The organism is Chryseobacterium sp. NRRL B-14798, from assembly GCF_050470705.1.
Lineage (GTDB): Bacteria > Bacteroidota > Bacteroidia > Flavobacteriales > Weeksellaceae > Chryseobacterium > Chryseobacterium cupriresistens.
On sequence record NZ_JBFLUL010000005.1, the window covers coordinates 3,323,758 to 3,348,656 of the forward strand.

The window sequence follows — 24,899 nt, forward strand, 5'->3', positions numbered from 1 at the left end:
TAAAATAAATTAAAAACTTCAGTATTTCCTTATTCTCATTTAAAATTAATATTTTTGTTAACACTCAAATTTATTCTATGGATTTAAAAGACAAAATGATTCTCAGCATTATTCAGGAAGACTCTACATTATCGGTAAAAGAAATTTCCGAAAAGATAGGCCTTACCTTTACTCCTACGTATGAGCGAATCAAACAATTGGAGAAGCAGGGGATCATTCAGAAGTATGTGGGACTTTTAAACCGTGAAAAACTGGGTTTAAATATTGTAGTCTATTGTAATGTCCGTCTCAAAGAACAATCCAAGAAAGTTTTGGAAACTTTTGAGAACCATATCGGAAAATATGATGAAGTACAGGAAATCATCAGCCTTTCCGGAGAGTACGACTATATGTTGAAGATTATTGCCAAGGACATCAATTCTTATAACGAATTTGCGGTTAATGTTATTTCAAACATTCCCAATATCGGACAGTACCACAGTTCTATCGTTCTTCACGAGGTGAAAAAATCTACCAAATTTAAAATTGATCTGGAATAATCCCTTCTATTTTAAACTCATTATTCATTCCTATTTCAATTGCTGCAAATCTTTGATTTTCTTGCGTCTTAAAAGAGAAATATTTATTATACAATTCCTTGCGCATTTGCGTATACCAACCTTTTCATTTCTACTATTTTGTTAGAAAACGCAAAGACGCAAAAGAAATTTATAAACTTTATGCTTTAAGGCGCAAAGATTTTATCTCTGATAAAATTTTATACAGCAGATTTAATCTCAATTTTCAACCATAGTCAGTTTAAAGATCAATCATCAAATTCAAAGAGCAGAGTAAAATCCAACCATTAAGATCACTTAAGCAGATAAGATTTAAGATTAAGGCTTCCACAACGAAAAGACAGCAGGCTAAAATAATTTTAGAAATTCTACTGATTTTTGCCTAAGTTTTGATGATCCTAATGGCTTAGATTCTAACCCAATAATTTATTTTTCAGTTTATTGAACTGATATTCTATTTTATCCAGACAAAGATTTCCTATACTTCCCTGATGGGTATGTTCAAGATTTCCGGGTTCAAATTCAAACGTATTGTTTTCAATTTCCTGCCCTACTTTTACATAAGCATCACGGAAAGAACTTCCGCTTTTCACCTCTTCATTGATCTTTTCCACACTGAAAAGGTATTTGTATTTCTCGTCCTCCAGAATCCCGTCTTTCACCTTAATATTCGGTAAAGTATAGCTTAAGATTTCCAGACATTCCTTTAAAGAATCTATCGCAGGGAAAAGAATTTCTTTTGTCAGCTGTACATCTCTGTGATATCCTGAAGGCAGATTGCTTGTTAAAAGGATCAGTTCGTTTGGAAGTGACTGAATTCTGTTGCATCGTGCACGAACCAGCTCAAAGATATCCGGATTTTTTTTGTGCGGCATAATACTGCTTCCCGTAGTAAATTCTTTTGGAAAACTGATAAAATCAAAGTTCTGGCTCAGATAAAGACATACATCATAAGCGAACTTGCCAAGCGTTCCCGCTAAAGTGGCCATCGCCATGGCCAGCATTTTTTCTGACTTTCCACGGGTCATCTGAGCATATACAGAATTGTAATTCATGGACTGGAAGCCTAAGTTATAGGTGGTACTTTCACGATTGATCGGAAAAGACGAACCATAACCTGCTGCTGATCCCAGTGGATTTTTATTAATGATATTCTTCACTGAAAACAGCATTTCCACATCATCCAAAAGCGCTTCTGCATAAGCTCCGAACCACAACCCAAATGATGAAGGCATCGCAATCTGAAAATGGGTGTATCCCGGAAGCAGAACATTTTTATGCTGATCTGCCAGCTGAATTAAAATCTGAAAAAACTCGTCTGTAAGGGCTGTAATCTCACGGATTTCATCCAATAAATACAATTTGATATCCAGTAAAACCTGATCATTTCTTGATCGTGCCGTATGGATTTTCTTTCCCGTATCTCCTAATTCTTCAATCAGGATCGCTTCTACCTGAGAATGGATATCCTCAGCTTCTTTATCAATTTCAAAAGTCCCATCCTCAATTTGATTTAAAATACTATGTAAAACAGATAACATCTGCTCTGATTCTTCTTTTGTAATAATGCCGGTTTCTGCCAGCATTTTACAATGTGCCATAGAACCTTTAACGTCATATTTAGCTAAACGCTCGTCGAAGTCAAGATCTTTACCGACTGTAAATTGATTGACTAATATATTGGTGGCAAGGTCATCCTTCTGCCATATTTTTTTCATGATAATATTTGATTTAAATATTTGTTGGTTCTGACATGCCCGGCAAGGCAATCCTTATTACTAATAACTATAAAAAAACATTTCCTTATGTAAAGCTTTCATTTTTAATTTTCTTTTTGCATAAATCTTATTAAAAACTGAACTTCTAGAGCCTGCCGGACGGAGTCAAAACATATATTGAGCTGGAAGCCTGAGGCTGGAGGCAGGAAGCTAATAACATACTGCAATAACTTCCCTCTTCCTACACCCATCTTCCATTTTTATAACACTTTTTCTAAAATGCTAATGTAAATTTCTATTCCTTCTTCTATTTCATGGATATAGATAAATTCATCTGCTGTATGAGAGCGCCTGCTGTCTCCAGGACCTATTTTCACTGATGTACATGGAATAATCGCCTGATCTGAGGAAGTAGGTGAACCATAGGTTGTCCTTCCGACTTCAATTCCTGCTTTTACAAACGGGTGATCCATTTCGATCTTGGAGGAATTCAGCCTGAACGATCTTGCTTTTAATGTAGATTTCATCTGAGACTGAATGATTTCAAATGCTTCCTGATTGGAATATTCATCCGTTACCCTCACATCCAATGTAAAATTGCACGATTCCGGAACCACATTATGCTGTACTCCTGCATGGATTCCTGATAAAGTAACTTTAACTTCGCCCAGATATTCTGAAACCTTCGGAAATTTAAAGGAAAGAATATTCTGCAGATCCTGCATACATTTTACAATTGAGTTATCATCATTAGGATGAGCGGCGTGAGAAGGAGTACCTTTCATTTCTCCATCAATCACAAGAAGTCCTTTTTCTGCAATCGCCAGGTTCATCTGCGTGGGTTCTCCTACAATGGCGAGTTCTATGTTGGGTAGCTGCGGAAATAAGGCTTCGATTCCATCAAATCCTGAAATCTCCTCCTCTGCCGTCAAAGCAATAACTAAATTATATTTTAAATCTTCTTTATCATAAAAATGTAAAAAAACCTGTGCCATAGAAACCAGAGAAGCTCCTGCATCATTGCTTCCCAATCCGAACAGTTTACCTTCTTTTTCGATCGGTACAAACGGATCAAGTGTATAAGCTTTATTAGGCTTTACCGTATCGTGATGGGTATTCAGTAAAACGGAAGGCTTAAACACATCAAAGTGTTTGTTCACCGCCCAGATATTGTTTTTAAAACGTTTGGTAGGAATCTGATGTTTTTTGAAAAAATTTTCAATCTCTACCGACGTATTGAATTCATCTTTACTGAATGAAGGAATCTCAATCAAATTTTTAAGCAATCCGACCGCATTATTCAACAGTTCTTCTTTATTATAAACAGATTTCAGTTCCTGCATGATGATTTTCTATATGGTTTTTCAGTTCTGTTTCTTTGATCAGAAACACTTTATTTACATTATTTTTTATCGCTCCAAGAGCATTTTCAAGTTTGGGTAAAATCCCTTTATGAAGTTTTCCTTCCTCTTTTAATACCGTGAATTCTTCTTCATTGACACTTCTGATCACCGATTCCGGATCATTCACATCTTCCAAAACACCTTCTTTATCAAAACAATACAACAGTTCAACTTCATATTTCTCAGACAAAGCCTGCGCCATCACAGAAGCAATGGTATCTGCATTGGTATTGAAAAGATTTCCTTTTCTGTCGTGGGTAATCGCAGAAAATACAGGAACAAGATCCAGTTTGATGAGTTTTGAAACCAGCTTTCTGTTTACACTTTTCTTGGTAATATCCCCCACAAATCCAAAATCGATTTCAGGATGTTCTCTTTTCTTAGCTTTAATTAAATTTCCGTCTGCCCCCGAGAATCCTATGGCATTGCATTTTTTCTGCTGCAGCTTTTCAACAATATTTTTATTAATTCCTCCCGCATACACCATCGTTACAATGTCCAAAGTTTCTTTATCCGTAATCCTCCTGCCATTGATCATTTTCTGCTCAATGCCCAGTCTATCAGCCAGCGTTGTTGCCAGCTTGCCACCGCCATGAACAAGGATTTTCTTTTCAGTAATTTCAGAAAACTGTTCTAAGAATTGGCTTAATAATTCCTCATCATCAATTAAAGCTCCGCCAATTTTTATGATGTATAACTTTTCTTTCATTGTAAACATTTTGGGATACTTGATCTTTTCTATCCTTGTCAAGGTTTTGAACCTTAACAAGGATTATTTTAAGCTTTTAATTCATCTAAAATTTCACTGAATACGGCTTGTGCAGAGAAAATCCGGTTTTTTGCCTGCTGATAAATGATAGAATGGTCTCCATCCATCACCTCATCACTCAATTCTACATTACGGCGAACCGGAAGGCAGTGCATTACTTTCGCATTATTGGTATTGGCTAATTTTTCATTCGTGAGCATCCAGTTTCCCTTCACTTCTGGCATTGCAGCATAATCATCAAAAGAAGACCAGTTCTTCACATAGATAAAGTCTGCATCTTTCAACGCTTCATCCTGATCATGGATTACTTTCACATCTTTGGTAAAGTTTTTATCTAAATCATACCCTTCGGGATTAGCAATCACCAATTCCACATCCATTTCCTGCATCCATTCTGCGAAAGAATTTCCAACAGCATGAGCGATAGGCTTGATGTGTGGCGCCCATGTTAATACTACTTTTGGTTTATAGTCTTTTTTCCAGTTTTCTGTAATGGTGATGCAATCTGCAAGACTTTGTAAAGGATGGCGTGTAGCTGATTCCAGAGAAATGACAGGTACTTTTGCATGCTTTTCAAACTGGGTCAGGATGCTTTCATTCACATCATCTTCTTTGCTCTTCATCCCTGCAAAACAACGTACCGCAATGATGTCACAATATTGATTTAACACTTCAATAGCATCTTTGATATGTTCTACCGTGTCTCCGTTCATTACCGCTCCATCAGCAAATTCAAGATTCCAGGCTTCCTGTGCTGCATTTAACGTCAATACATTCAACCCAAGATTTTGAGCTGCAATCTGACTGCTCAGACGGGTTCTCAAACTTGAATTTAAAAATACAAGTCCGATTGTTTTTCCCTTTCCTTTTTGTGTTTCAGTAAGGGGGTCTGCTTTTATCTGTAAAGCTTTTTTTATGATTTCCTGTAAGTTTTCTACATCACTTACAGAGGTAAATTTTTTCATTTTAAACTAATTTTAAAGATTGTGTTTACACATTGATTGTTGATCTAACCACAAAAGGCACAAAAGTTTTTACTAAAACACTTTAGAACACTTAAGTTTTAAAAGTTGATTATTTTGAAAATATATAAGCTCACAGAAGAAGAAAATCAAAGATTTTCGAAAACTTAAGTGCACTTCTTAAGCCTGTAGTATTTTCTTAAAATCACTTAAGTGTTTAAATTCTTTTGTGACTTTTATGGTTTAAATATTTCCAAGCACTGCTTTCAAAGCATTGATGAAAAGATCCGTTTCCTCTTTTTTGATATTCAGTGCCGGAAGAATCCTTAAAACACTTTTATCATTAGAGTTTCCAGTGAAAATATGATGATCGAACAGTAATTCTTTCCTTACTTCTGAACAGTCTCTGTCGAGTTCTATTCCGATCATCAATCCTTTCCTTCGGATGGATTTAATATGTGGTAAATCTTTAATTTCATTTTCAATATACTCACCCATTTTCTGAGCATTTTCGATAAGATTTTCATCTTTCATAACATCCAGAACAGCAATAGAAGCGGCACAGGCAAGGTGGTTTCCTCCAAATGTCGTTCCCAGCAAACCATTGCTCGCCTCAAATTTAGGATGGATCAAAACTCCACCCACAGGAAAGCCATTTCCCATTCCTTTTGCGGTTGTAATAATATCTGCTTCTACACCAAATTCCTGATGTGCAAAGAAATATCCGCTTCTCCCGTATCCGGACTGCACCTCATCCAAAATAAGAACAGCATCATATTTTTCACACAGTTCCTTGATTTTAGATAAAAATTCCGGTGTCGGAATCATAATGCCACCAACTCCCTGAATTCCCTCGATGATCACAGAAGAGATTTCATTTCCATATTTTTCAAAGGTTTCTTCAAGCTGTTGTACATCATTCCATTCTGATTTGATAAATCTTTCAGAAAAATTAACCGGAGCTACAATTTTCGGATTATCAGTCACTGAAACCGCTGCAGAAGTTCTGCCGTGGAATGAACCTGAAAAGTAAAGCACTTTGCTTTTCCCGTTATGGAAAGAAGCCAGCTTCAATGCATTTTCATTGGCTTCCGCTCCGGAATTACATAGGAAAAGGTTATAATCTTCATACCCTGAAAGTTTACCCAGTTTTTCTGCTAACTCCGTCTGCAATTCATTCTGAACAGAATTGGAATAGAAAGATATTTTTTCCAGCTGATCTTTCAGCTTATTCTGATAATACGGATGGTTGTGCCCGATAGAGATTACCGCATGACCTCCGTAAAAATCAAGATATTGTTCTCCTTTGTCATCCCACAGAAAAGATCCCTGTGCTTTAACCGGATTGATATTGAATAATGGATATACGTTGAATAAATTCATTTTTTTGTTTTTTATTTTTCTTTTGTCTTAAAACAAAAGAAACAAAAGTTCAAGACCTGGAAACTTCCGCTAAAAATTAGTTCTATTCTCTAAAAATTCTAAAACTTGTGCGAAATCCAAATGGGTTCTTCGGTTCTCTATTTTCCTTGCACTTCGAACAGTAGAATTTTCTTAACGTTCATAGAATTAATTTTCTTAACGCTCCATTTTCCTAAGTCGGATTTACTTTTTGTTTAAAATTTTCAATTATTTATTGTCAATTTAAAAGGCTATCGGTTTCAGGTTCAGTCCTGCATTTTCGTCCCAGTTCATAGCCAGATTCATATTCTGTACAGCCTGTCCCGAAGCACCTTTTAACAAATTGTCAATCGCTGAGTGAATAACGACTACATTTCCACTCTTTTCGATTTGAATCACGCAGCGATTGGTATTGACAACCTGCTTTAAATCCACTGCCTTCCTGCTTACTGTAACAAAAGGCTCCTCTGCATAAAAATCCTGATACAACTGTTCTATTTCCTCCAGCTCCAGATCCGTCTTCATGGTGGAACTTGTAAAAATCCCTCTTGCAAAATCTCCTCTCCAAGGAACAAAGTTCAGGTTTAATTCTTTATTATTAAATGCAATCAGCTGTTGTAAAATCTCATCCACATGTTGATGTGTTAAAGTTTTATAGGCTGAAACATTATCATTTCTCCAGGTAAAATGAGTCGTTGCCTGCAGAGACTGCCCGGCTCCTGTAGAACCCGTAATCCCCGTGGTAAAGACCTCATTCAACACTCTTTTTTCCGCCAATGGCAGCAAGGACAATTGAATAGCCGTAGCAAAACATCCCGGGTTGGCAATACTCTTAGCACCCGTCAGTTGTTTTTTATTAATTTCAGGCAATCCGTAGATAAAATCTCTGTTTCCGAAATTTCCTTCTAAACGGAAATCGTTTCCAAGATCAATCACCAGCGTTTCATCTTTGACAGGGTTCTGCGTTAACCAGTTTTGACTTTCTTTATGAGGAAGACACAGAAAAAGAATATCTACGTCTTCAGGCTTATCCGTCAAAACCATTTCACAAACCGTCGTTAAATCCGGGTACAGATCTGAAATTTTTGTTCCCGAATTCGAACGACTATATAAAAAACTCAATGTCACATGGGGATGAAAAGCCAGTAAGCGTATCAGCTCACTTCCTGTATAACCGTTGGCACCAATGATTCCTACTGTTTTCTTCATTTTGATTCTGACAGCATTTTGTTCTGCCTTTCATTAAATCGTCCCTTCGGAACTAGTTGATATTCTGGTTAATCTGGTGGTATATATTGAGAGAATTGCTAACAATCTTAGTATACCCTTTCACATCATCGCCTGTCCATGCTCTGTTCGCTTCTCCATAGCTTCCGAATTTGTCGGACATCAGATCATGAGCAGATTCAATTCCATTCAAAATAAATCTGTAAGGATGAAGAGTTACAAATACTTTCCCGGTTACTGTTTTCTGAGAATCTGTCAGGAACGACTCAATATTTCTCATGACAGGATCTAAGAAAAGTGCTTCATGAAGCCAGTTTCCATACCAGTCGGATAACTGCGACTTCATCATTTGCTGGTATTTTGAAAGCGTATGTTTTTCCAATAAATGATGCGCTTTGATAATCACTGATGCCGCTGCCGCTTCAAATCCTACTCGTCCTTTAATCCCAACAATGGTATCCCCTACGTGAATATCACGACCAATTCCAAATGCTGAAGCCAGTTCTTCTATTTTTTGAATGGCGTATACACAGTGGTCAAAGCTTTCTCCATTGACAGCTATAACTTCTCCGTTTTTAAACTCAATTTCAAGTTCTGAAGGCTGAGTTTCTTTAATCTGGGACGGAAAAGCTTCTTCCGGCAGGTAATTTCTTGAAGTTAAAGTTTCTTTACCACCTACTGAAGTTCCCCAAAGTCCTTTATTAACAGAATATTGAGCTTTATGGAATTCCATTTCATACCCATGCTGCTTCAAAAACTCAATCTCTTCCTCACGGGATAAAGCCATATCACGGATAGGCGTAATGATTTCGATATTCGGACACATTACCTGGAAGATGAGATCAAAACGAACCTGATCGTTCCCTGCTCCTGTACTTCCGTGAGCAATGGCATCTGCCTGTACTTCAATGGCATATTTTGCAATCTCCTGCGCCTGAATAGTACGTTCAGCACTTACCGATAGAGGATATGTATTATTTTTCAATACATTCCCGAAAATCAAATATTTCACACATGAATTATAGTAATCTTCCTGAGCGTCTACGCACCTGTACTCTTTTACTCCAAGGTTTAAGGCTTTTCTTTCCAACTCTTTTTCTTCTTCTTTTGAAAAACCTCCGGTGTTTACAGTAACAGCATACACATCATACCCTAGTGTTTCACTAAGATATTTAGCACAGTAGGAAGTATCTAAACCTCCGCTAAACGCTAAGATGACTTTCTTTTTCATCTGGACTCTTTTTATTTTTATTAATGGTCACATGGAATTCATCAAAATCTTTCTGAATCATTCCATCATATTTATTTTCAGGCAGATTATTCACTACCTCCTCTTTTTTTTTATCGTTTTCCGGAACAAATAACATGGCTGTACACAGACAGTTTTTGCGTTCCTTCATCATTAAAATCTCATAGTTCACGCAGTTCTTGCATCCGTTCCAGAATTCTTCATCCTGAGTCAGTTCAGAATAGATCACGGGTTTATATCCCAAATCACTATTGATTTTCATCACTGCCAAACCTGTTGTTAATCCAAATACTTTCGCATCCGGATATTTGTCTCTAGATAACTGGAAAACTTTCTGCTTGATCTGAGTCGCTACTCCCCCGTTCCTGAATTTCGGTGACACAATCAGCCCCGAATTGGCCACAAACTTCCCATGCGACCAGGTCTCTATATAACAGAAACCTACCCACTCACCGTTTTCAGTGGCTACCACAGCATTGCCTTCTGAAATCTTCTTACTCAAATATTCTATGGAACGTTTTGCGATACCCGTTCCTCTACGCTGTGCAGAATCATACATTTCCTGCTGTATTTCACTCACATACATTAGATGTTCGCATGAGGAAATTTCTATTTCCATTTATTTATCTAAATTTTTTGGCAAATTTAAAATATAATTTCTTTTAAATCCAAATAAAAAAGATATTTTTTTTGTTTTAAAATTTTAAACAGGTAAAATTATCTTTATTTAAAAATATACATTTGCTAATTTATTATATATTTGCTAAAATAATATAGTTATGGAAAACACCTGTCCTAAATGCAAGAGTATCAAAGTAGTAAAAAGCGGCATTATCAACAATAAACAGCGCTTCCACTGCAAAGACTGCAATTATTATTTTACTGTTAAAAAACTGGGAAAGCAAATTGACGATTACTACGTAACCAAAGCTCTTCAGCTTTATCTGGAAGGCTTAAGTTACCGTGAAATTGAAAGAATTATCGGTGTTTCCCATGTTACCATAAGCTCATGGATTAAAAAATACAATATCACCAGACCGCCCCATTCTGAATTCCATCCTGTTTATAAGATACTAAAGCAAAGCGAACTGATTGAATATATCGCCCAGGAAGAGAATATTAAAAACTCCGGAATTATCATCACCCAATTTGCCGATAAGTATATGCTGATTAAGTGGGAACGGTTTAAGAAGTAGTACGGGGTACGGGGTACGGGGTACGAGTTACGGGGTGCGGGGTTTCGGGATGCGAGTCATGAGGTTTAAAAACAGAGGTAAAAATACTCTTATAAATAACTGTATATCAAATATTTAAAAAAAAGTATGATTTTAAAATCTTAAACACCAAACCTCGAACCCCGAATCCCGAAAATCAAAGTCTATCAAATACCAACTATACTATTACCACTAATATATATTAAATTTTCATAAATAAATTATTAATTACAATTTGGCATTCACAAAAAACAACGCCAAAAATTGATAATTTATGAAGAAATTACTTACATTCATTGGATTAGCTTTAATCAGTAGTTCCTTATACTCACAAGGTTCTCCTGATTATGGCAGTGGCTTAAAACTTAACCTCAACCAAAACGGGGATAAATTCGTCAGATTTATTTTATGGGACCAGTTTTGGGTAAGAAATACATCTATGAACCCCGGAACCATGGTAGGCGGTGAACCCACTGACAACTCATGGAGTCTGGGAAACAGAAGGTTACGTGCATTAACATACGCACAGATCTCTAAGAGATATATGATCCTGCTCCATTTCGGAATTAATAATCAGACTTTCATCAATGGCGGCGCTTCAGGCACCTCAGGAACAGGAGGTTATGGAAACGGAAAGAAAACCCAGCTGTTCTTTCATGATGCCTGGAACGAATATGCAGTTATTTTACCTGGAGAAGCGGGAAAATTCAGTTTAACTTTAGGGGCCGGACTACACTACTATATGGGGCTTTCCCGTATGACCATGGCTTCCACGCTTAACTTCCTTACATTAGATTCTCCTGTTTTTTCATGGCCTTTGATTGATAATTCAGATCAGTTTGCAAGACAGCTTGGAATGTTTGCCAAAGGAAAGTACGGAAAACTGGAATATCGTTTCAGTTTAAATAAACCTTTCGCCACAGATCTTGTTCCTGTGAATGTAACAGATCCTTCAAAAGCAGTAGCCGTAGACAATAATGGAAATCCAAGTTTTTCAAAAGCAGGGTATGTTGAATATCAGTTCCTTGATGAAGAATCCAACACACTTCCTTTTAAAGTTGGATCTTACCTGGGAACAAAAAAAGTCTTCAATGTAGGTGCCGGTTTTTATCATCAGGCTGACGGAACAAGAACTTCTGTCAATTCAAACATTGAAAAACATGATATTACCCTTTTTGCTGTAGATGCGTTTGCAGATATTCCTTTGGGTGAGGCAAAAAATAAAATGGCAGTTTCTGCCTATGCCGGATATTATAATTACAATTTCGGACCGAACTATGTAAGAAATCTGGGAACCATGAATATTGGCGCCTCTGATCCTAATTTTATAGGGAATAAAGCCATTGCAGGACCAGGAAATCTACAGCCAACCATTGGAACAGGTAATATTATCTACGCTCAGGCAGGTTTACTATTACCGAGTCAGGCAGAAAAGCCAAAAATCAGAATACAGCCTTTTGCTGCTTATACTCATAAAAGTTTTGAGGCTTTTGATAAATCTTCATCTCAGTTTGATGTCGGAGCCAATTGGTTTATAGACGGACATCACGCAAAAATAACGACACAGTATTCCACAAGACCTGTTTATACAAATCCTACGGAAAGTCCTTCTTCTAAAGGAGAATTTATTGTACAGTTTCAAATCTACCTTTAAAATTTGAACCATTAAGAATTAAGATGGATTGGGAATTGACTAAGTCGAATCTTCGATTTCTGACGAATGAAGAATCTTACTGACATCCAGACACACATGAGATTCTTCATTACATTTCATTTCATTCAGAATGACACTTTTTTGAAATAGTTTCATTCAAAGCCCTTAACGGTTCAAAAAATTCAAATTAATAATCCTATTCCACTAACATCAAAAACTAATCAATATGAGCGAAAATCATCACGAAAGCTACGAAAATATGACCGACAGGCAGAAAAACCGCACCATCTGGAGTGTGATCACTGCCTCATCTCTCGGAACATTGATAGAATGGTATGACTTCTATATCTTTGGAAGTCTGGCCGTTGTTTTAGCCACCAAATTTTTCCCTGCGGATAATCCTACTGCTGCATTTTTATCTACCCTGGCCACTTTTGCTGCCGGATTTGTAGTAAGACCTTTCGGGGCATTATTTTTCGGGAGACTGGGAGATCTTATCGGAAGAAAATATACTTTCCTGGTTACGTTACTGATTATGGGATTTTCCACTTTCCTGATCGGATGTATTCCAAGTTATGAAACCATTGGATTTCTGGCGCCGGTTTTGGTTTTAATTTTAAGATTACTTCAGGGGCTTGCTTTAGGAGGTGAATACGGAGGTGCTGCCACGTATGTCGCAGAATACGCACAACCTCATCGCCGCGGATACTGGACCTCCTGGATCCAGACTACAGCAACAGCCGGACTTTTCATTTCATTAATTGTTATTCTGATCACCAAGACCACTCTTTCTGCAGAAGAATTTGATACGTGGGGATGGAGAGTTCCATTCTGGATCTCCATTTTGATGGTGGCCGTATCTTACATTATCAGAAAGAACATGAAAGAATCTCCTCTTTTTGCGAAAGCCAAAAGTGAGGGAAAAACATCCAAAAACCCTTTAAAGGAAAGTTTCGGAAACAAATACAATTTCAAATTTGTACTATTGGCTTTATTCGGGGCTGCGATGGGACAAGGTGTGATCTGGTATACAGGACAATTCTATGCCATGAGTTTCCTTCAAAAGGTCATGAATGTAGAATCGGCGCAGGTAGATTCATTGATGGCTACGGCTTTATTTTTAGGAACACCCTTCTTTGTATTCTTTGGATGGCTTTCTGACAAAATCGGCAGAAAAGCAGTGATGATGACCGGAATGCTGATCGCTATTTTAGCGTACAGACCTATTTACGACAGCATGTTTAAAAGTGTAAACCTCGAAAACAAAACAATTGCAGCAAATGGAATTACAGAAAAAAGAACGGCGAAAATCCACAATGATATTGCGACAGACAGCCTGGTGACTTTTCACAAAGAAACACTTTATACAGACGGAACTTTAATTAAAAAAGACAGCGTAGTTCATTGGTCTCCATCAGGAGTTGCTATGAAAGACGGAAAACCGGAGGAAGCCAAAGTTTCTCAAAGTTTAAAATTAAGTGACAACACCAAATGGTACCTGGTATTCCTTGTTTTCATCCAGGTGATCTTTGTAACCATGGTTTACGGACCTATCGCGGCTTTCCTTGTTGAAATGTTCCCTGTGAGAATCCGTTACACCTCAATGTCATTACCTTATCATATTGGAAACGGGGTATTCGGAGGACTTCTTCCGGCGGTAGCCACTTATCTGGTAACTACAGGAAAAGAAGCAGGACATACAACATGGTATCTGGAAGGACTCTGGTACCCGATTGGAGTCGCTGCCGTATGTTTGATCATCGGATTATTTTATCTTAAAAATAAGAACAATAATCTTCACGATTAGGTACTGAATCACTCAAATTTTTATTAATTTTAAAACTACTAAAATGAACGGACTAAAAAAAATATTAGGCATTCTCTGGATCGCAATAGCAGTAATTGTGGGTTACTTCGGAATTACCGTACTGGGAATCCCGAAAATAACTTCCGGAAAACAGGAAGATCTGGTTTTTGGCATCATCATTCTTTTTGTACTGATGCCGATTATCTCAGGCGGAATGGCAGTTTTCGGTTATTACGCCTTAAAAGGAGAATATTCTGACGATAAAATTTAAAAGCAAAAAACAGATCATTGATGAATGCGGCATTCATCAATGATCTGTTATCAATTATAAAAAAATGGATATCACGATTAAAGCAATTCCCCGTCCTTCTCAGGATAAGAACGTTATTGACCTCATCTGCAGATTAAATACTTCTCTTATTACAATCTCTGGTGAGAGTGGAAGCAAAAGTGCAAACCTTGATGACTTTTCTCAGGAGAAAGCTTTGTTCCTCATTGCTGTAAGTGATGAAAAACCCATAGCCTGTGGAGGTTTTCGCCCCCTTTCACCAGAAATATGTGAAATTAAACGCATGTTCTCCCTGGAAAAAAATATAGGACTGGGCGGAAAGATTCTCTCGGCGTTAGAAAAAGCCGCAAAACAATTCGACTATAAATACATCTATCTGGAAACCCGTAAAAAAAATGACAATGCCGTAAAGTTTTATCTGAAAAACGAATATAAGGTCATTGAAAATTATGGAATTTACATCGGACGTGAAGAAGCGATATGCTTCAGTAAGGAAATAAAATAATTATGAAAAAAAGACACGAACAAAAACTTATCATACTGAGCGTAGGGCTTATGATTGCTTTCAGCATTCCTATTTCACTGCTTTTCAATAGTGACAGGGAAGTTTTGGGCTATCCTATGATCCTTATTTACCTGTTCGTGGTCTGGATGATTTCCATTGTGATTTCTTTTGTAATTGTAAAAAGACATGATGAGTAGTTTCGCATTATTTTTTGTCGTTCTGTTTTATCTGGCCCTCCTTTTCTTAGTTGCCTACCTGGCAGAGAAGAAAAGAAGCAAGCTTTGGATCAATAATCCATACATCTATGCTTTATCTCTTGCTGTATATTGTACTGCCTGGACGTATTATGGAAGTATCGGTGTGGCAGCGACAAGCGGATTAAACTATTTGCCAATTTACATTGGACCTATTATGATTATTCCGGCATGGATCTATATCAATACCCGGATTGTAAGAATTTCAAGGGTCAACAAAATAAGCAGCCTGGCCGATTTCATTTCATTGAGATACGGGAACAGCAGAAGCCTGAGTGCCATTATCACGATAGTCTGCCTTCTGGCGATAGTTCCTTATATCGGCCTGCAGATTAAAGCCATTTCTGAAACCTTCCATCTGGTAACTGAAACTCCGATGTCGAAAGACATTCTGACTGATAATGCAACTTTCGTGGTAATTTTAATCGCTTTATTTTCTTCTTATTATGGAACACGATATGTAGATGCTTCAGAAAAAAGGCTTGGAATTATCTCCGCCATTGCTCTGGAAAGTTTTTTAAAGCTATTTTTTATTATTATTCTCGGATTTTTTGTCATTTATTATGTTTTTGATGGTTTCTCAGATATTTATGAGAAAGCCAGTAAATTTGAAGATTTTAAAGAAAAAAACACCTTCAACGGAATTGAAGGTGCCCTGAACTGGATGGTTCTCTGCATGATTTCCGCAACAGCGATCTGCATTCTCCCAAGACAGTTCCACACTGCTATTGTTGAAAACAGGCAGGAAAAGCACATCAGAACAGCTATTTGGTTTTTTCCACTTTACCTTCTAATCTTTACTGTATTTATTTTCCCGATTGCCTGGGGAGGAAGATTAATTTTTGACGGACAGAAAGTAAATCCTGAGTTCTACTCTATTCTGATTCCACAACATTTCGACAATACTTTGATCACAGTATTCGTCTTTCTTGGAGGATTAAGCTCATGTATTTCCATGATCATTATCTCTGCCATTACTTTATCCATCATGCTTTCCAACAACCTCATCATTCCATACGGATTGCTGGGAAAATTAAAATCTGAAAGCGAGGAGCAAAATACAAGAATCATCACCAATATCAGGAAGTTCAGTATTTTCGCATTGATCATTATGGCTTTTGCCTTCTACAAGTATTTCATTTTGAAAACTTCCCTGGATTCGGTAGGATTAATCTCATTTGTCGTGATTGCACAGCTGGCACCTGCATTTTTCGGAGCTTTATTCTGGAGAAGAGGAAGCTATAAAGGTGCTGTTACAGGACTTTTAGCCGGATTGGTAATATGCTATTTCGGGCTGATTATTCCCCAGTATTATTTTTCGTACAATCAGGAATTTAAAGGGGTCTTGAGGGATATGTATAATGCTTTCGGTTTTTTTACCATTCCTTATTTAGGAAGAATTCCACAGATCTTTTTCTGGTCGATGCTGGTCAATACAAGCCTGTTTACCATAGTTTCCGTAAGTTCAAAAGGAAATTACCGCGAAAGAAACTTTGCTGAGCTTTACGTAGATATTGATAAGTACATTCAGAATCACGAAAATGCTTTCATCTGGCGCGGAACAGCCTACATATCTGATATTCAGAATATTCTGGAACGTTTCTTAGGTAAGAATAAAACGGAACAGGCCTTAAGGATTTTTAATTTAAAATATAACATCGACTCCAATACTGAGACAGCCGATTCAAGGTTTATCAAATTCTCAGAAAACCTTTTGGCCGGAAGAATCGGTACAGCTTCCGCAAAAATATTGATTGAAGGAGTAACCAAGGAAGATAAAATATCTTTAAAAGAAGTTTTAAACATTCTCGAAGAATCGCAGGAAAATATCAGCTTGAATAAAAAGCTTACCGAACAGTCTGCAGAACTTCAGAAACTGTCTAATGATCTGAGGACTGCCAATGAAAGTCTGATTATTAAAGACCGTCAAAAAGACGATTTTCTGGATTCGGTCGCTCACGAGCTAAGAACTCCGATTACGGCCATCCGTTCAGCAGGAGAAATTTTAGCGGATGACGATGATATCCCTTTTGACATCAAACAGGAGTTTTTAAACAACATCATCACAGAATCCGACAGATTAAGCGAAATCATCAATGATATTCTTTATCTGGATAAATTGCAGCATGGTGAAATCTCTTTGCATATTCAGGAAAATAATATTGTTGACACGTATAAAAAAGCATTGAGTCCGCTCCTTCACCTGATACAGCAGAAAAATATTCATTTAAGTGAAGTTAATCTCCTGAATCAGTCTATATTTGAATATGATGAAGCAAGAATGATTCAGCTGTTTCAGAATATCTGGGGAAATGCTTTAAAATTTACGGAAGAACATGGCACCATTCAGACCAAATTGTTTGAAAAAGATCAGCAGCTGATCATTACCATCTTCAATACCGGAAAGCATATTCCGGAAGAGGATCTGGAAATGATTTTTGATAAATTTTATCAATCGAAAAACCAAAACATATTAAAGCCTACAGGAAGCGGACTGGGATTAGCCATTTCCAAAAAAATTGTAGAGGCACATGGAGGAAGTATAAAAGCAGAAAACAGCGGGCTGGGCGTAACTTTCACCATCAACATTCCCAAAAAAACTAAAAAAGAGATTACAGATGAAGTTGAACACCATTAAAACCTTCTTATGAGAAAGATAATCATTGCGGATGACGAACACAAAATATTGATGTCGTTGGAATACAGCTTTAAGAAAAACGGATATGATGTTTATATTGCCCGTGACGGAATGGAAGTCCTTGACTTTTTGAAAACCATGGTTCCGGATGTGATTCTTCTCGATATTATGATGCCGAATCTGGATGGCTACAGCACCTTGGATCTTATTAAACAGGATGAAAAACTGAAAGACACCAAAGTGATTTTTCTAAGTGCTAAAAATAACCCAAGAGATATTGAAAAAGGATTGGAAATGGGAGCTGACGCTTACGTTACAAAACCCTACTCGATTAAGAAACTGATGCAGCAGATTGAGGAGATGTTTTAAGAGATTGCTTCGCCTGCGGCTCGCAATGACATGCAGACACTAAACACAACTATTGACCTTAATATTGATATGAATACAGATACCTTATTTAAACAAAGCATAGAAAACAAAGAAGACTTCTGGAAGGAACAGGCCGGGAAAATACAATGGTTTGAATTTCCGCAACAGATTCTTTCCAATGGTGAGAACGATTACCCACAGTGGTTTTCTGACGGAAAGCTCAATATGTGTTACTTATGCATTGACAGACACATTGAAGACGGATTCGGGGATCAGGTTGCAATTATCTATGATTCTCCTGTAACCCATCAGAAGAAAACCTACACATTTCATCAGGCAAAAGAGGAAATAGCAAAACTGGCTGGAGGACTGGTTTCTTTAGGATTAAAAAAAGGAGACACAGCCGTTATTTATATGCCTATGATTCCGCAGACACTTTTTGCCATGCTGGCATGCGCAAGAATCGGGGTGATTCACAATGTGGTTTTCGGAGGCTTTGCTCCTCACGAGCTTGTTGTCAGAATTGATGACTGCAAACCGAAAGTTTTAATCACAGCTACAGCCGGTGTGGAAATTGCAAAGAGAATCCCTTATCTGCCACTGGTAGAAAAAGCAATTGAGCTGGCTCAGGACAAAGTAGACAATATTGTTGTATACAACAGAAAATTAGTAGATAATCAGGATGAGATGTTTGACGGATTGATTGATTATGAAGAACTGTTAGAAAAATCAGCTCCTGCGGACTGCGTTTCTGTAGAATCCACTCATCCGCTTTACCTTCTTTACACCTCAGGAACTACCGGAAAGCCTAAAGGGATCGTTCGTGACACGGGAGGTTATGCCACTGCATTACAATTCTCAATGACTTATATCTATGGTGTAGAACCGGGAGAAACGTATTGGGCTGCTTCAGACTTCGGATGGGCGGTTGGCCATAGCTTTTCCGTGTACGGACCCTTAATCAATAGAAACACGACTGTTATTTTTGAAGGAAAACCCATCATGACTCCTGATGCAGGAACTTTCTGGAGAATTATCTCAGAATATAAAGTTTCGGTGATGTTTACGGCCCCTACTGCTATCAGAGCTATTAAAAAAGAAGATCCGAACGGAGAACTGGTAAAAAAATACGATTTAACCCATTTTAAAAAACAGTTTCTCGCTGGTGAAAGATGCGATGTTGCCACTTTGGACTGGTTTGCAGAACATATTGGTGTTCCGGCAATAGACCATTGGTGGCAGACAGAATCCGGCTGGCCAATGCTGGGGTTGTTGACTCATGATGAAAATTATCAGATCAAAAGAGCATCTGCAGGAAAGCCTGTTCCGGGATATGATATTAGAATATTTGATGAAAACGGTTACGAACTCAATCCTCATCATGAAGGTTATCTGGTGATCAAACTTCCCCTCCCACCTGGCGCCATGCTTGGAATATGGAAAGACTACGCCCGTTTTGAAAGCAGTTACCTGTCTCAGTATAAAGGGTATTATTTTTCGGGAGATGGTGCTATTCAGGATGAAGACGGCTATATTTTCATTACAGGAAGAGTGGATGATGTGATTAATGTAGCAGGACACAGGCTTTCGACCTCTGAAATGGAAGAAATTGTTTCCTCACATCCTGATGTTGCCGAATGTGCCGTTGTAGGTATTGATGATGATTTAAAAGGACAGGTTCCTTTTGCCACAGTGGTTTTGAAAAACGGCTCGGCGATTTCTGAAGAAGATATTGAAAAAGATATCGTTCAGATGGTTCGCAACAAAATCGGAGCAGTTGCTTTTTTAAAAGACGTAATGGTTCTCAAACGTTTACCCAAGACGAGATCCGGAAAAATTTTAAGAAAGCTGATCCGGACACTGCTGGACGGTAAAGATTTTCAGATTCCATCCACTATTGATGATGAAAAAATCATTGAGGAAATCCAGGAAAAAATCCATGTTTATAGAGCTTAAATAGGAAATTAAACATAAATTTAAAATATAATAAATTCAAATTTCAAAAAACGATAGGGATATGAGAAATTACTTAATAGAAGATTTACCACAATATTTTGAAGACTATAAGAAGTCTATCAAAAATCCTAAAAAATTCTGGGATAAAGTTGCAGATCAAAACTTCGTGTGGTATCAGAGATGGAGCAAGGTTGTTAAGTACGACATGAATGAAGCGAAGATCACCTGGTTTAAAAATGCGAAACTCAATATTACCAAAAACTGTCTCGACAGACATCTTACCATCAGAGGAGAAAAAACAGCAATCATCTGGGAACCCAACGATCCTAAGGAAGAAGCACAGTATATTTCTTACAGCGAATTATACACCCGGGTGAATAAAACGGCCAATGTTTTGCGCGATATGGGTATTGAAAAAGGAGACAGGGTCTGTATTTATCTTCCTATGATTCCTGAACTGGCTGTTACGATGCTTGCCTGTGCAAAACTGGGAGCTGTTCATTCTGTTATTTTTGCAGGATTCTCAGCTTCAGCAGTGGCTTCAAGGGTCAATGACTGTGAAGCCAAAATGGTTATCACATCGGACGGAAGCTACAGAGGTAATAAAGTTCTGGATCTGAAAAGCATTGTAGATGATGCGCTGGAAAAAACGCCGACCGTGGAAAAAGTTCTTGTTGTAAAAAGAACCCACAACGAAATTAAAATGCAAGAAGGAAGAGATTACTGGATGGCCGATCTGTATGAAAAAGCTTCTCCTGATTTTGTTACTGTCATTATGGATTCTGAAGATCCTCTTTTCATTCTTTATACTTCCGGATCTACAGGAAAACCTAAAGGAATGCTGCACACCTGCGCCGGGTATATGGTGTACACCGCATATACTTTTAAAAATGTATTCAACTATAAAGAAAATGATATTTACTGGTGTACGGCAGATATCGGATGGATCACAGGACACTCCTATATTCTTTACGGGCCGCTGCTGAATGGTGCTACTACAGTGATCTTTGAAGGCGTTCCTACTTATCCGGAACCGGACCGTTTCTGGGAAGTGATTGAAAAACACAAGATCACTCAGTTTTATACGGCACCTACTGCGATCCGTTCCTTAGCAAAAGAAAGTGCTGAATGGGTGGATAAGCATGATCTGAGTTCTCTGAAAGTCATTGGTTCTGTAGGTGAGCCCATCAACGATGAAGCATGGCACTGGTTCAACGATCATGTGGGAAAGAAAAAATGTCCGATTGTAGATACATGGTGGCAAACGGAAACCGGAGGAATTATGATTTCACCTCTTCCTTTTGTGACGCCTACAAAGCCTACTTATGCTACTCTTCCACTTCCAGGTGTACAACCCGTTCTGATGGATGATAAGCGCAATGAAATCACAGGAAATCAGGTGACAGGAAATCTTTGTATCCGTTTTCCATGGCCGGGAATCGCAAGAACCATCTGGGGAGACCACCAAAGATATAAAGAAACTTATTTTACAGCTTTCCCTGGAAAATATTTTACAGGAGACGGAGCTTTGAGAGATGAAGTGGGCTATTACAGAATTACCGGGCGTGTAGATGATGTAATTATCGTTTCAGGGCATAATCTTGGGACAGCTCCTATTGAAGACAGCATCAACCAGCATCCGGCTGTTGCAGAATCCGCCATTGTAGGTTACCCTCATGACATCAAAGGAAATGCGCTGTATGGCTATGTAATGCTTAAAGAAACCGGAGAAGGACGTGATAAGGAAAATCTTAAAAAGGAGATCAATCAGTTAATTTCGGATCAGATCGGACCCATTGCGAAACTGGATAAGATACAGTTTGTTTCCGGGCTTCCGAAAACCCGTTCCGGAAAGATCATGCGTAGAATTCTAAGAAAAATTGCCGAAGGTGACTTCAGTAATTTTGGAGATATCAGTACGCTTTTAAATCCTGAAATTGTAGAAGAAATTAAAAACGAAAGAATTTAATTAATCATTATTTAACCAATGGAAGCCCCGGAATTTATTTCGGGGCTTTTTATTATAGTACAGTAAATAAAGGAATTTAAATACATCATCATCCGATGCTATTGTCTATTATCCAATTGTTAAAATTAAACACCCGTTCAATAATTATTTTTAAATATTATCTTTTTCTATTAAAAACAGAATGTTAATTAACAAATTATATTGCCTTAAATGCAATGATAATCAGAAAATTATTAGTAACTTTAATGGGAACTTAAAACCAATTAACTATGTCACATATATTAGCTGGAGTATTTGGTCATCACAGCGACTACAAAAAACTGGAAAGTGATCTGGAAAATTCAGGATTTGAAAACTCAGATTATATTGTATACCTTACTGATGGTTCCGGTAATTCTCAATTTCTGGCAAGTGTTACCGTAAATGACCTTAATCAGATTGATCTTGCACGTAATGCATTTATTCAGAATGCTGCATTGAAATCCTATTTATTTGAAAACATGAAGATCAATGAAACCAATTATGATACCATCAAAAAATATATTGATGCAAGAAACAGAGCAGAAATCCACAGCAGCCCTGATATTAAAATCAAAACGTCAAGTGACGGTATGAATTCTGAAGTGAAATTCTAATCGATATAAAATCTAATAGCCGGAGATCCGTAGTGTTATACTGCGGATCTTTTATGTTTGAAAAAAGTAAAAAATTTCGTATTTTCGTCTAATTATAGGCATGTGCACAAATGAGCTACGATTTAGAACAAGAGAATAAAGAGATACTTGCCAGATATAAGGACCTGATCTCTAATACATACAGAACATTGGATGAGGAAAATAACAAGCTCATCCGAAAGGCATTCGATATCGCGCTGGATGCTCACAAGGATCAAAGGAGAAAATCCGGAGAACCTTACATCTACCACCCTATTGCTGTTGCTAAAATTGTAGCAACAGAGATTGGTCTGGGTGCTACTTCTATTGCCTGTGCACTTCTGCACGATGTGATTGAAGATTCTGATTATACCTACGAAGATCTGAAAAAAATCTTTGGTGAGAAGATTGCCAATATCGTGAATGGACTGACGAAAATTTCCATCATGAACCACCAGAATATCTCTGTGCAGTCTGAAAACTACAGAAAACTCTTACTGACATTATCTGAGGATTTCAGAGTGATTCTGATTAAAATTGCAGACCGTCTCCATAATATGAGGACTCTGGAAAGCATGGCTCCGGATAAGCAGAAAAAAATTGCTTCGGAAACAGTGTATATCTATGCTCCCATGGCTCACCGTCTTGGATTGTATAATATCAAATCTGAGCTTGAAGATCTTTCTTTAAAGTATAATAATCCGGAAGTCTATAACGAGATCACGGAGAAATTGGAACTGGCCAAGGAAAGCCGTGAAAGGTATATTGAAGAATTTAAGAAGGAAGTATCCGAAAGACTTCATGAAGAAGGCTTAAATTTTAAAATCAAAGGCCGCGCGAAAGCTATTTCTTCCATCTACAGAAAAATGCTGAAACAGGGAGTTTCCTTTGAAGAGGTTTTTGACAACTACGCCATCAGAATTATTTATAAATCGGATGCGAAAAATGAAAAATTCCTGGCCTGGAAAATTTACTCTATTGTTACGGATGTATACCACAGTAACCCATCCAGAATGCGTGACTGGATTACCCAGCCCCGCTCTACAGGATACGAAAGTTTACATTTAACGGTTTTAGGTCCTGATAAAAAGTGGATTGAAGTACAGATCCGTTCCGAAAGAATGGATGAAATTGCTGAGAAAGGGGTTGCTGCACACTATAAATACAAAGAAGGTTACAAACAGAGTTCTGATGACAGAAATTTTGAAAAATGGGTAACTGAGATCCGTGAAGTACTGGAACAGCAGCAGAATCTTTCCACCTCGGAGCTTCTGGATAACATTAAGCTTAACTTATATTCCAAAGAAGTATTTGTCTTTACGCCAAAAGGAGAAATTAAAATCCTTCCGACTAATGCTACCGCTCTGGATTTTGCCTTCTCTGTTCACTCCGATCTGGGAATGAAATGCTTAGGTGCCAAGATCAATGGAAAACTGGTTCCTATTTCCTACATCCTTCAAAACGGAGATCAGGTAGACATCCTGTCTTCTCAGAACCAGAAACCTAAATCGGACTGGCTGGAATTTGTTGTGACATCTAAGGCCAAATCCAAGATTAAAAGTTATCTGAACTCTCAGAAAAACCAATTGGTGGAAGAAGGAAAAGAAATTCTGCAGAGAAAACTTCGTCATGCCAAAATCAATTTTAATGATGAAGAAATTAATAAACTGCAAAAGTTCTTTAATTTAAAATCATCTCAGGAGCTCTTCCTTAAATTCCAAAGTAATGAACTGGATGTAAGCAGCCTGAGAAAATATATAGAAAGTAAAAACGTATTCAACAACTTACTTTCAAGATTCAGAAAATCGCCCAACAAAAATCTGCATTTTGACGATCCGAAAGAGGAAAACCTTGATATGATTGTGTTTGGGAAGGACGAAGAGAAACTTAACTACACGTATGCAAAATGCTGTACCGTAATTCCGGGAGACAAAATCTTCGGATTCATCACGATTTCAGACGGAATCAAAGTGCATAGTGACAACTGCCCGAATGCCATCAATCTGAGAGCTCAGTATGATTACCGTGTTATTCCTGCCAAGTGGGTGAATGCGGAAAGCTTCAAAAACAGAGTAAAAATTGAAATTGAAGGGCTGGACAGAATGGGGATGATTAATGATATCACCACTGTCATCAGCGGAAGTATGGGGATGGATATGAAAAGTATGTCTATTGAATCCAACAATGGTGTTTTCACGGGAAATATCAACCTCGAAGTCAAAAATAAAGGTCAGTTAGAAGAGACCTTTAGAAAACTTAAAAATATTAATGGTGTTTCCAGAGTGAGACGGGTACAATCGTAAAC

At 37.7% G+C, this 24,899-nt stretch carries 21 protein-coding genes; 13 read left to right on the forward strand and 8 right to left on the reverse strand.

The genetic code is table 11. From position 1 onward, the window contains the following. Positions 1-77 precede the first annotated feature (77 nt). Positions 78-539, forward strand: coding sequence for an Lrp/AsnC family transcriptional regulator (locus AB1278_RS15395; protein ID WP_002980286.1), 462 nt, complete (start codon positions 78-80; stop codon positions 537-539). Positions 540-970: 431 nt separating this feature from the next. Here the strand turns inward: AB1278_RS15395 and argH are convergent, their stop codons facing one another. The 8 genes from argH to AB1278_RS15435 form a co-directional block, all read right to left on the reverse strand. Further along, positions 971-2,275: an argininosuccinate lyase gene (gene argH / locus AB1278_RS15400; protein WP_429815482.1), complete on the reverse strand. Its 1,305-nt coding sequence runs from the start codon at positions 2,273-2,275 to the stop codon at positions 971-973. 260 nt (positions 2,276-2,535) lie between these two features. Further along, entirely contained in the window at positions 2,536-3,618 is a 1,083-nt protein-coding gene (locus AB1278_RS15405; protein WP_343642136.1) for a M20 family metallo-hydrolase, read from the reverse strand. Further along, the gene (argB, locus tag AB1278_RS15410; RefSeq protein WP_202843834.1) at positions 3,593-4,387 is read right to left on the reverse strand and encodes an acetylglutamate kinase; all 795 of its coding nucleotides are present in this window, start codon (positions 4,385-4,387) and stop codon (positions 3,593-3,595) included. Before argB ends, AB1278_RS15405 begins: the two co-directional genes overlap by 26 nt. Positions 4,388-4,455: 68 nt before the next feature. Continuing rightward, a complete protein-coding gene (locus AB1278_RS15415; RefSeq protein ID WP_429815484.1) occupies positions 4,456-5,412 on the reverse strand; it encodes an N-acetylornithine carbamoyltransferase in 957 nt (318 codons plus the stop codon). Positions 5,413-5,652: 240 nt separating this feature from the next. Then, positions 5,653-6,792 carry an aspartate aminotransferase family protein gene (locus AB1278_RS15420; RefSeq protein ID WP_429815487.1) on the reverse strand — a complete coding sequence of 380 codons (1,140 nt, stop codon included), beginning with the start codon at positions 6,790-6,792 and terminating at the stop codon, positions 5,653-5,655. 261 nt (positions 6,793-7,053) lie between these two features. After that, positions 7,054-8,019: an N-acetyl-gamma-glutamyl-phosphate reductase gene (argC, locus tag AB1278_RS15425; protein ID WP_429815490.1), complete on the reverse strand. Its 966-nt coding sequence runs from the start codon at positions 8,017-8,019 to the stop codon at positions 7,054-7,056. A gap of 52 nt (positions 8,020-8,071) precedes the next feature. Next, positions 8,072-9,268, reverse strand: a complete 1,197-nt coding sequence (gene argG, locus AB1278_RS15430) for an argininosuccinate synthase (RefSeq protein ID WP_429815493.1) — start codon at positions 9,266-9,268, stop codon at positions 8,072-8,074. After that, positions 9,240-9,905, reverse strand: a complete 666-nt coding sequence (locus AB1278_RS15435; RefSeq protein ID WP_062670699.1) for a GNAT family N-acetyltransferase — start codon at positions 9,903-9,905, stop codon at positions 9,240-9,242. The genes argG and AB1278_RS15435 overlap by 29 nt, the downstream gene beginning before the upstream one ends. 160 nt (positions 9,906-10,065) lie before the next feature. Here AB1278_RS15435 and AB1278_RS15440 point away from each other — a divergent pair, with 160 nt between their 5' ends. From AB1278_RS15440 to AB1278_RS15495, 12 genes are all read left to right on the forward strand, one after another. Continuing rightward, on the forward strand, positions 10,066-10,482 hold the full coding sequence (locus AB1278_RS15440) for an IS1/IS1595 family N-terminal zinc-binding domain-containing protein (RefSeq protein WP_062670701.1): 417 nt from the start codon (positions 10,066-10,068) through the stop codon (positions 10,480-10,482). A 292-nt stretch (positions 10,483-10,774) separates the two neighbouring features. Further along, complete coding sequence (locus AB1278_RS15445; RefSeq protein WP_202843844.1) at positions 10,775-12,154, forward strand: porin; 1,380 nt, start codon at positions 10,775-10,777, stop codon at positions 12,152-12,154. 226 nt (positions 12,155-12,380) lie between these two features. Next, positions 12,381-13,961 carry an MFS transporter gene (locus AB1278_RS15450; protein ID WP_202843846.1) on the forward strand — a complete coding sequence of 527 codons (1,581 nt, stop codon included), beginning with the start codon at positions 12,381-12,383 and terminating at the stop codon, positions 13,959-13,961. Between the two features lie 43 nt (positions 13,962-14,004). Further along, complete coding sequence (locus tag AB1278_RS15455; RefSeq protein WP_062670707.1) at positions 14,005-14,232, forward strand: DUF6814 family protein; 228 nt, start codon at positions 14,005-14,007, stop codon at positions 14,230-14,232. A 64-nt stretch (positions 14,233-14,296) separates the two neighbouring features. Next, positions 14,297-14,755, forward strand: a complete 459-nt coding sequence (locus AB1278_RS15460; protein ID WP_343642117.1) for a GNAT family N-acetyltransferase — start codon at positions 14,297-14,299, stop codon at positions 14,753-14,755. Positions 14,756-14,757: 2 nt separating this feature from the next. After that, positions 14,758-14,952 carry a hypothetical protein gene (locus AB1278_RS15465; protein WP_062670711.1) on the forward strand — a complete coding sequence of 65 codons (195 nt, stop codon included), beginning with the start codon at positions 14,758-14,760 and terminating at the stop codon, positions 14,950-14,952. Beyond that, complete coding sequence (locus AB1278_RS15470; RefSeq protein WP_395974924.1) at positions 14,945-17,647, forward strand: ATP-binding protein; 2,703 nt, start codon at positions 14,945-14,947, stop codon at positions 17,645-17,647. Before AB1278_RS15465 ends, AB1278_RS15470 begins: the two co-directional genes overlap by 8 nt. Before the next feature lie 9 nt (positions 17,648-17,656). After that, positions 17,657-18,016, forward strand: a complete 360-nt coding sequence (locus AB1278_RS15475) for a response regulator transcription factor (RefSeq protein ID WP_110011117.1) — start codon at positions 17,657-17,659, stop codon at positions 18,014-18,016. A gap of 69 nt (positions 18,017-18,085) precedes the next feature. After that, positions 18,086-19,972, forward strand: a complete 1,887-nt coding sequence (locus AB1278_RS15480; RefSeq protein WP_429817369.1) for an AMP-binding protein — start codon at positions 18,086-18,088, stop codon at positions 19,970-19,972. Between the two features lie 61 nt (positions 19,973-20,033). After that, positions 20,034-21,941 carry an acetate--CoA ligase gene (gene acs / locus AB1278_RS15485; protein ID WP_202843852.1) on the forward strand — a complete coding sequence of 636 codons (1,908 nt, stop codon included), beginning with the start codon at positions 20,034-20,036 and terminating at the stop codon, positions 21,939-21,941. 269 nt (positions 21,942-22,210) lie between these two features. Continuing rightward, positions 22,211-22,576, forward strand: coding sequence for a hypothetical protein (locus AB1278_RS15490; protein ID WP_110011120.1), 366 nt, complete (start codon positions 22,211-22,213; stop codon positions 22,574-22,576). A gap of 110 nt (positions 22,577-22,686) precedes the next feature. Then, entirely contained in the window at positions 22,687-24,897 is a 2,211-nt protein-coding gene (locus AB1278_RS15495; protein ID WP_202843854.1) for a RelA/SpoT family protein, read from the forward strand. Positions 24,898-24,899 lie beyond the last annotated feature (2 nt).

Coding starts and splice junctions, on each gene's coding strand:
- AB1278_RS15480 (WP_429817369.1), top strand. CDS start 18,086: ATGAATACAGATACCTTATTTAAACAAAGCATAGAAAACAAAGAAGAC.
- AB1278_RS15455 (WP_062670707.1), top strand. CDS start 14,005: ATGAACGGACTAAAAAAAATATTAGGCATTCTCTGGATCGCAATAGCA.
- AB1278_RS15415 (WP_429815484.1), bottom strand. CDS start 5,412: ATGAAAAAATTTACCTCTGTAAGTGATGTAGAAAACTTACAGGAAATC.
- AB1278_RS15395 (WP_002980286.1), top strand. CDS start 78: ATGGATTTAAAAGACAAAATGATTCTCAGCATTATTCAGGAAGACTCT.
- AB1278_RS15450 (WP_202843846.1), top strand. CDS start 12,381: ATGAGCGAAAATCATCACGAAAGCTACGAAAATATGACCGACAGGCAG.
- acs (WP_202843852.1), top strand. CDS start 20,034: ATGAGAAATTACTTAATAGAAGATTTACCACAATATTTTGAAGACTAT.
- AB1278_RS15495 (WP_202843854.1), top strand. CDS start 22,687: ATGAGCTACGATTTAGAACAAGAGAATAAAGAGATACTTGCCAGATAT.
- argC (WP_429815490.1), bottom strand. CDS start 8,019: ATGAAGAAAACAGTAGGAATCATTGGTGCCAACGGTTATACAGGAAGT.
- AB1278_RS15435 (WP_062670699.1), bottom strand. CDS start 9,905: ATGGAAATAGAAATTTCCTCATGCGAACATCTAATGTATGTGAGTGAA.
- AB1278_RS15420 (WP_429815487.1), bottom strand. CDS start 6,792: ATGAATTTATTCAACGTATATCCATTATTCAATATCAATCCGGTTAAA.
- AB1278_RS15445 (WP_202843844.1), top strand. CDS start 10,775: ATGAAGAAATTACTTACATTCATTGGATTAGCTTTAATCAGTAGTTCC.
- argB (WP_202843834.1), bottom strand. CDS start 4,387: ATGAAAGAAAAGTTATACATCATAAAAATTGGCGGAGCTTTAATTGAT.
- AB1278_RS15440 (WP_062670701.1), top strand. CDS start 10,066: ATGGAAAACACCTGTCCTAAATGCAAGAGTATCAAAGTAGTAAAAAGC.
- AB1278_RS15460 (WP_343642117.1), top strand. CDS start 14,297: ATGGATATCACGATTAAAGCAATTCCCCGTCCTTCTCAGGATAAGAAC.
- argH (WP_429815482.1), bottom strand. CDS start 2,275: ATGAAAAAAATATGGCAGAAGGATGACCTTGCCACCAATATATTAGTC.
- AB1278_RS15405 (WP_343642136.1), bottom strand. CDS start 3,618: ATGCAGGAACTGAAATCTGTTTATAATAAAGAAGAACTGTTGAATAAT.
- AB1278_RS15465 (WP_062670711.1), top strand. CDS start 14,758: ATGAAAAAAAGACACGAACAAAAACTTATCATACTGAGCGTAGGGCTT.
- AB1278_RS15475 (WP_110011117.1), top strand. CDS start 17,657: ATGAGAAAGATAATCATTGCGGATGACGAACACAAAATATTGATGTCG.
- AB1278_RS15490 (WP_110011120.1), top strand. CDS start 22,211: ATGTCACATATATTAGCTGGAGTATTTGGTCATCACAGCGACTACAAA.
- AB1278_RS15470 (WP_395974924.1), top strand. CDS start 14,945: ATGAGTAGTTTCGCATTATTTTTTGTCGTTCTGTTTTATCTGGCCCTC.
- argG (WP_429815493.1), bottom strand. CDS start 9,268: ATGAAAAAGAAAGTCATCTTAGCGTTTAGCGGAGGTTTAGATACTTCC.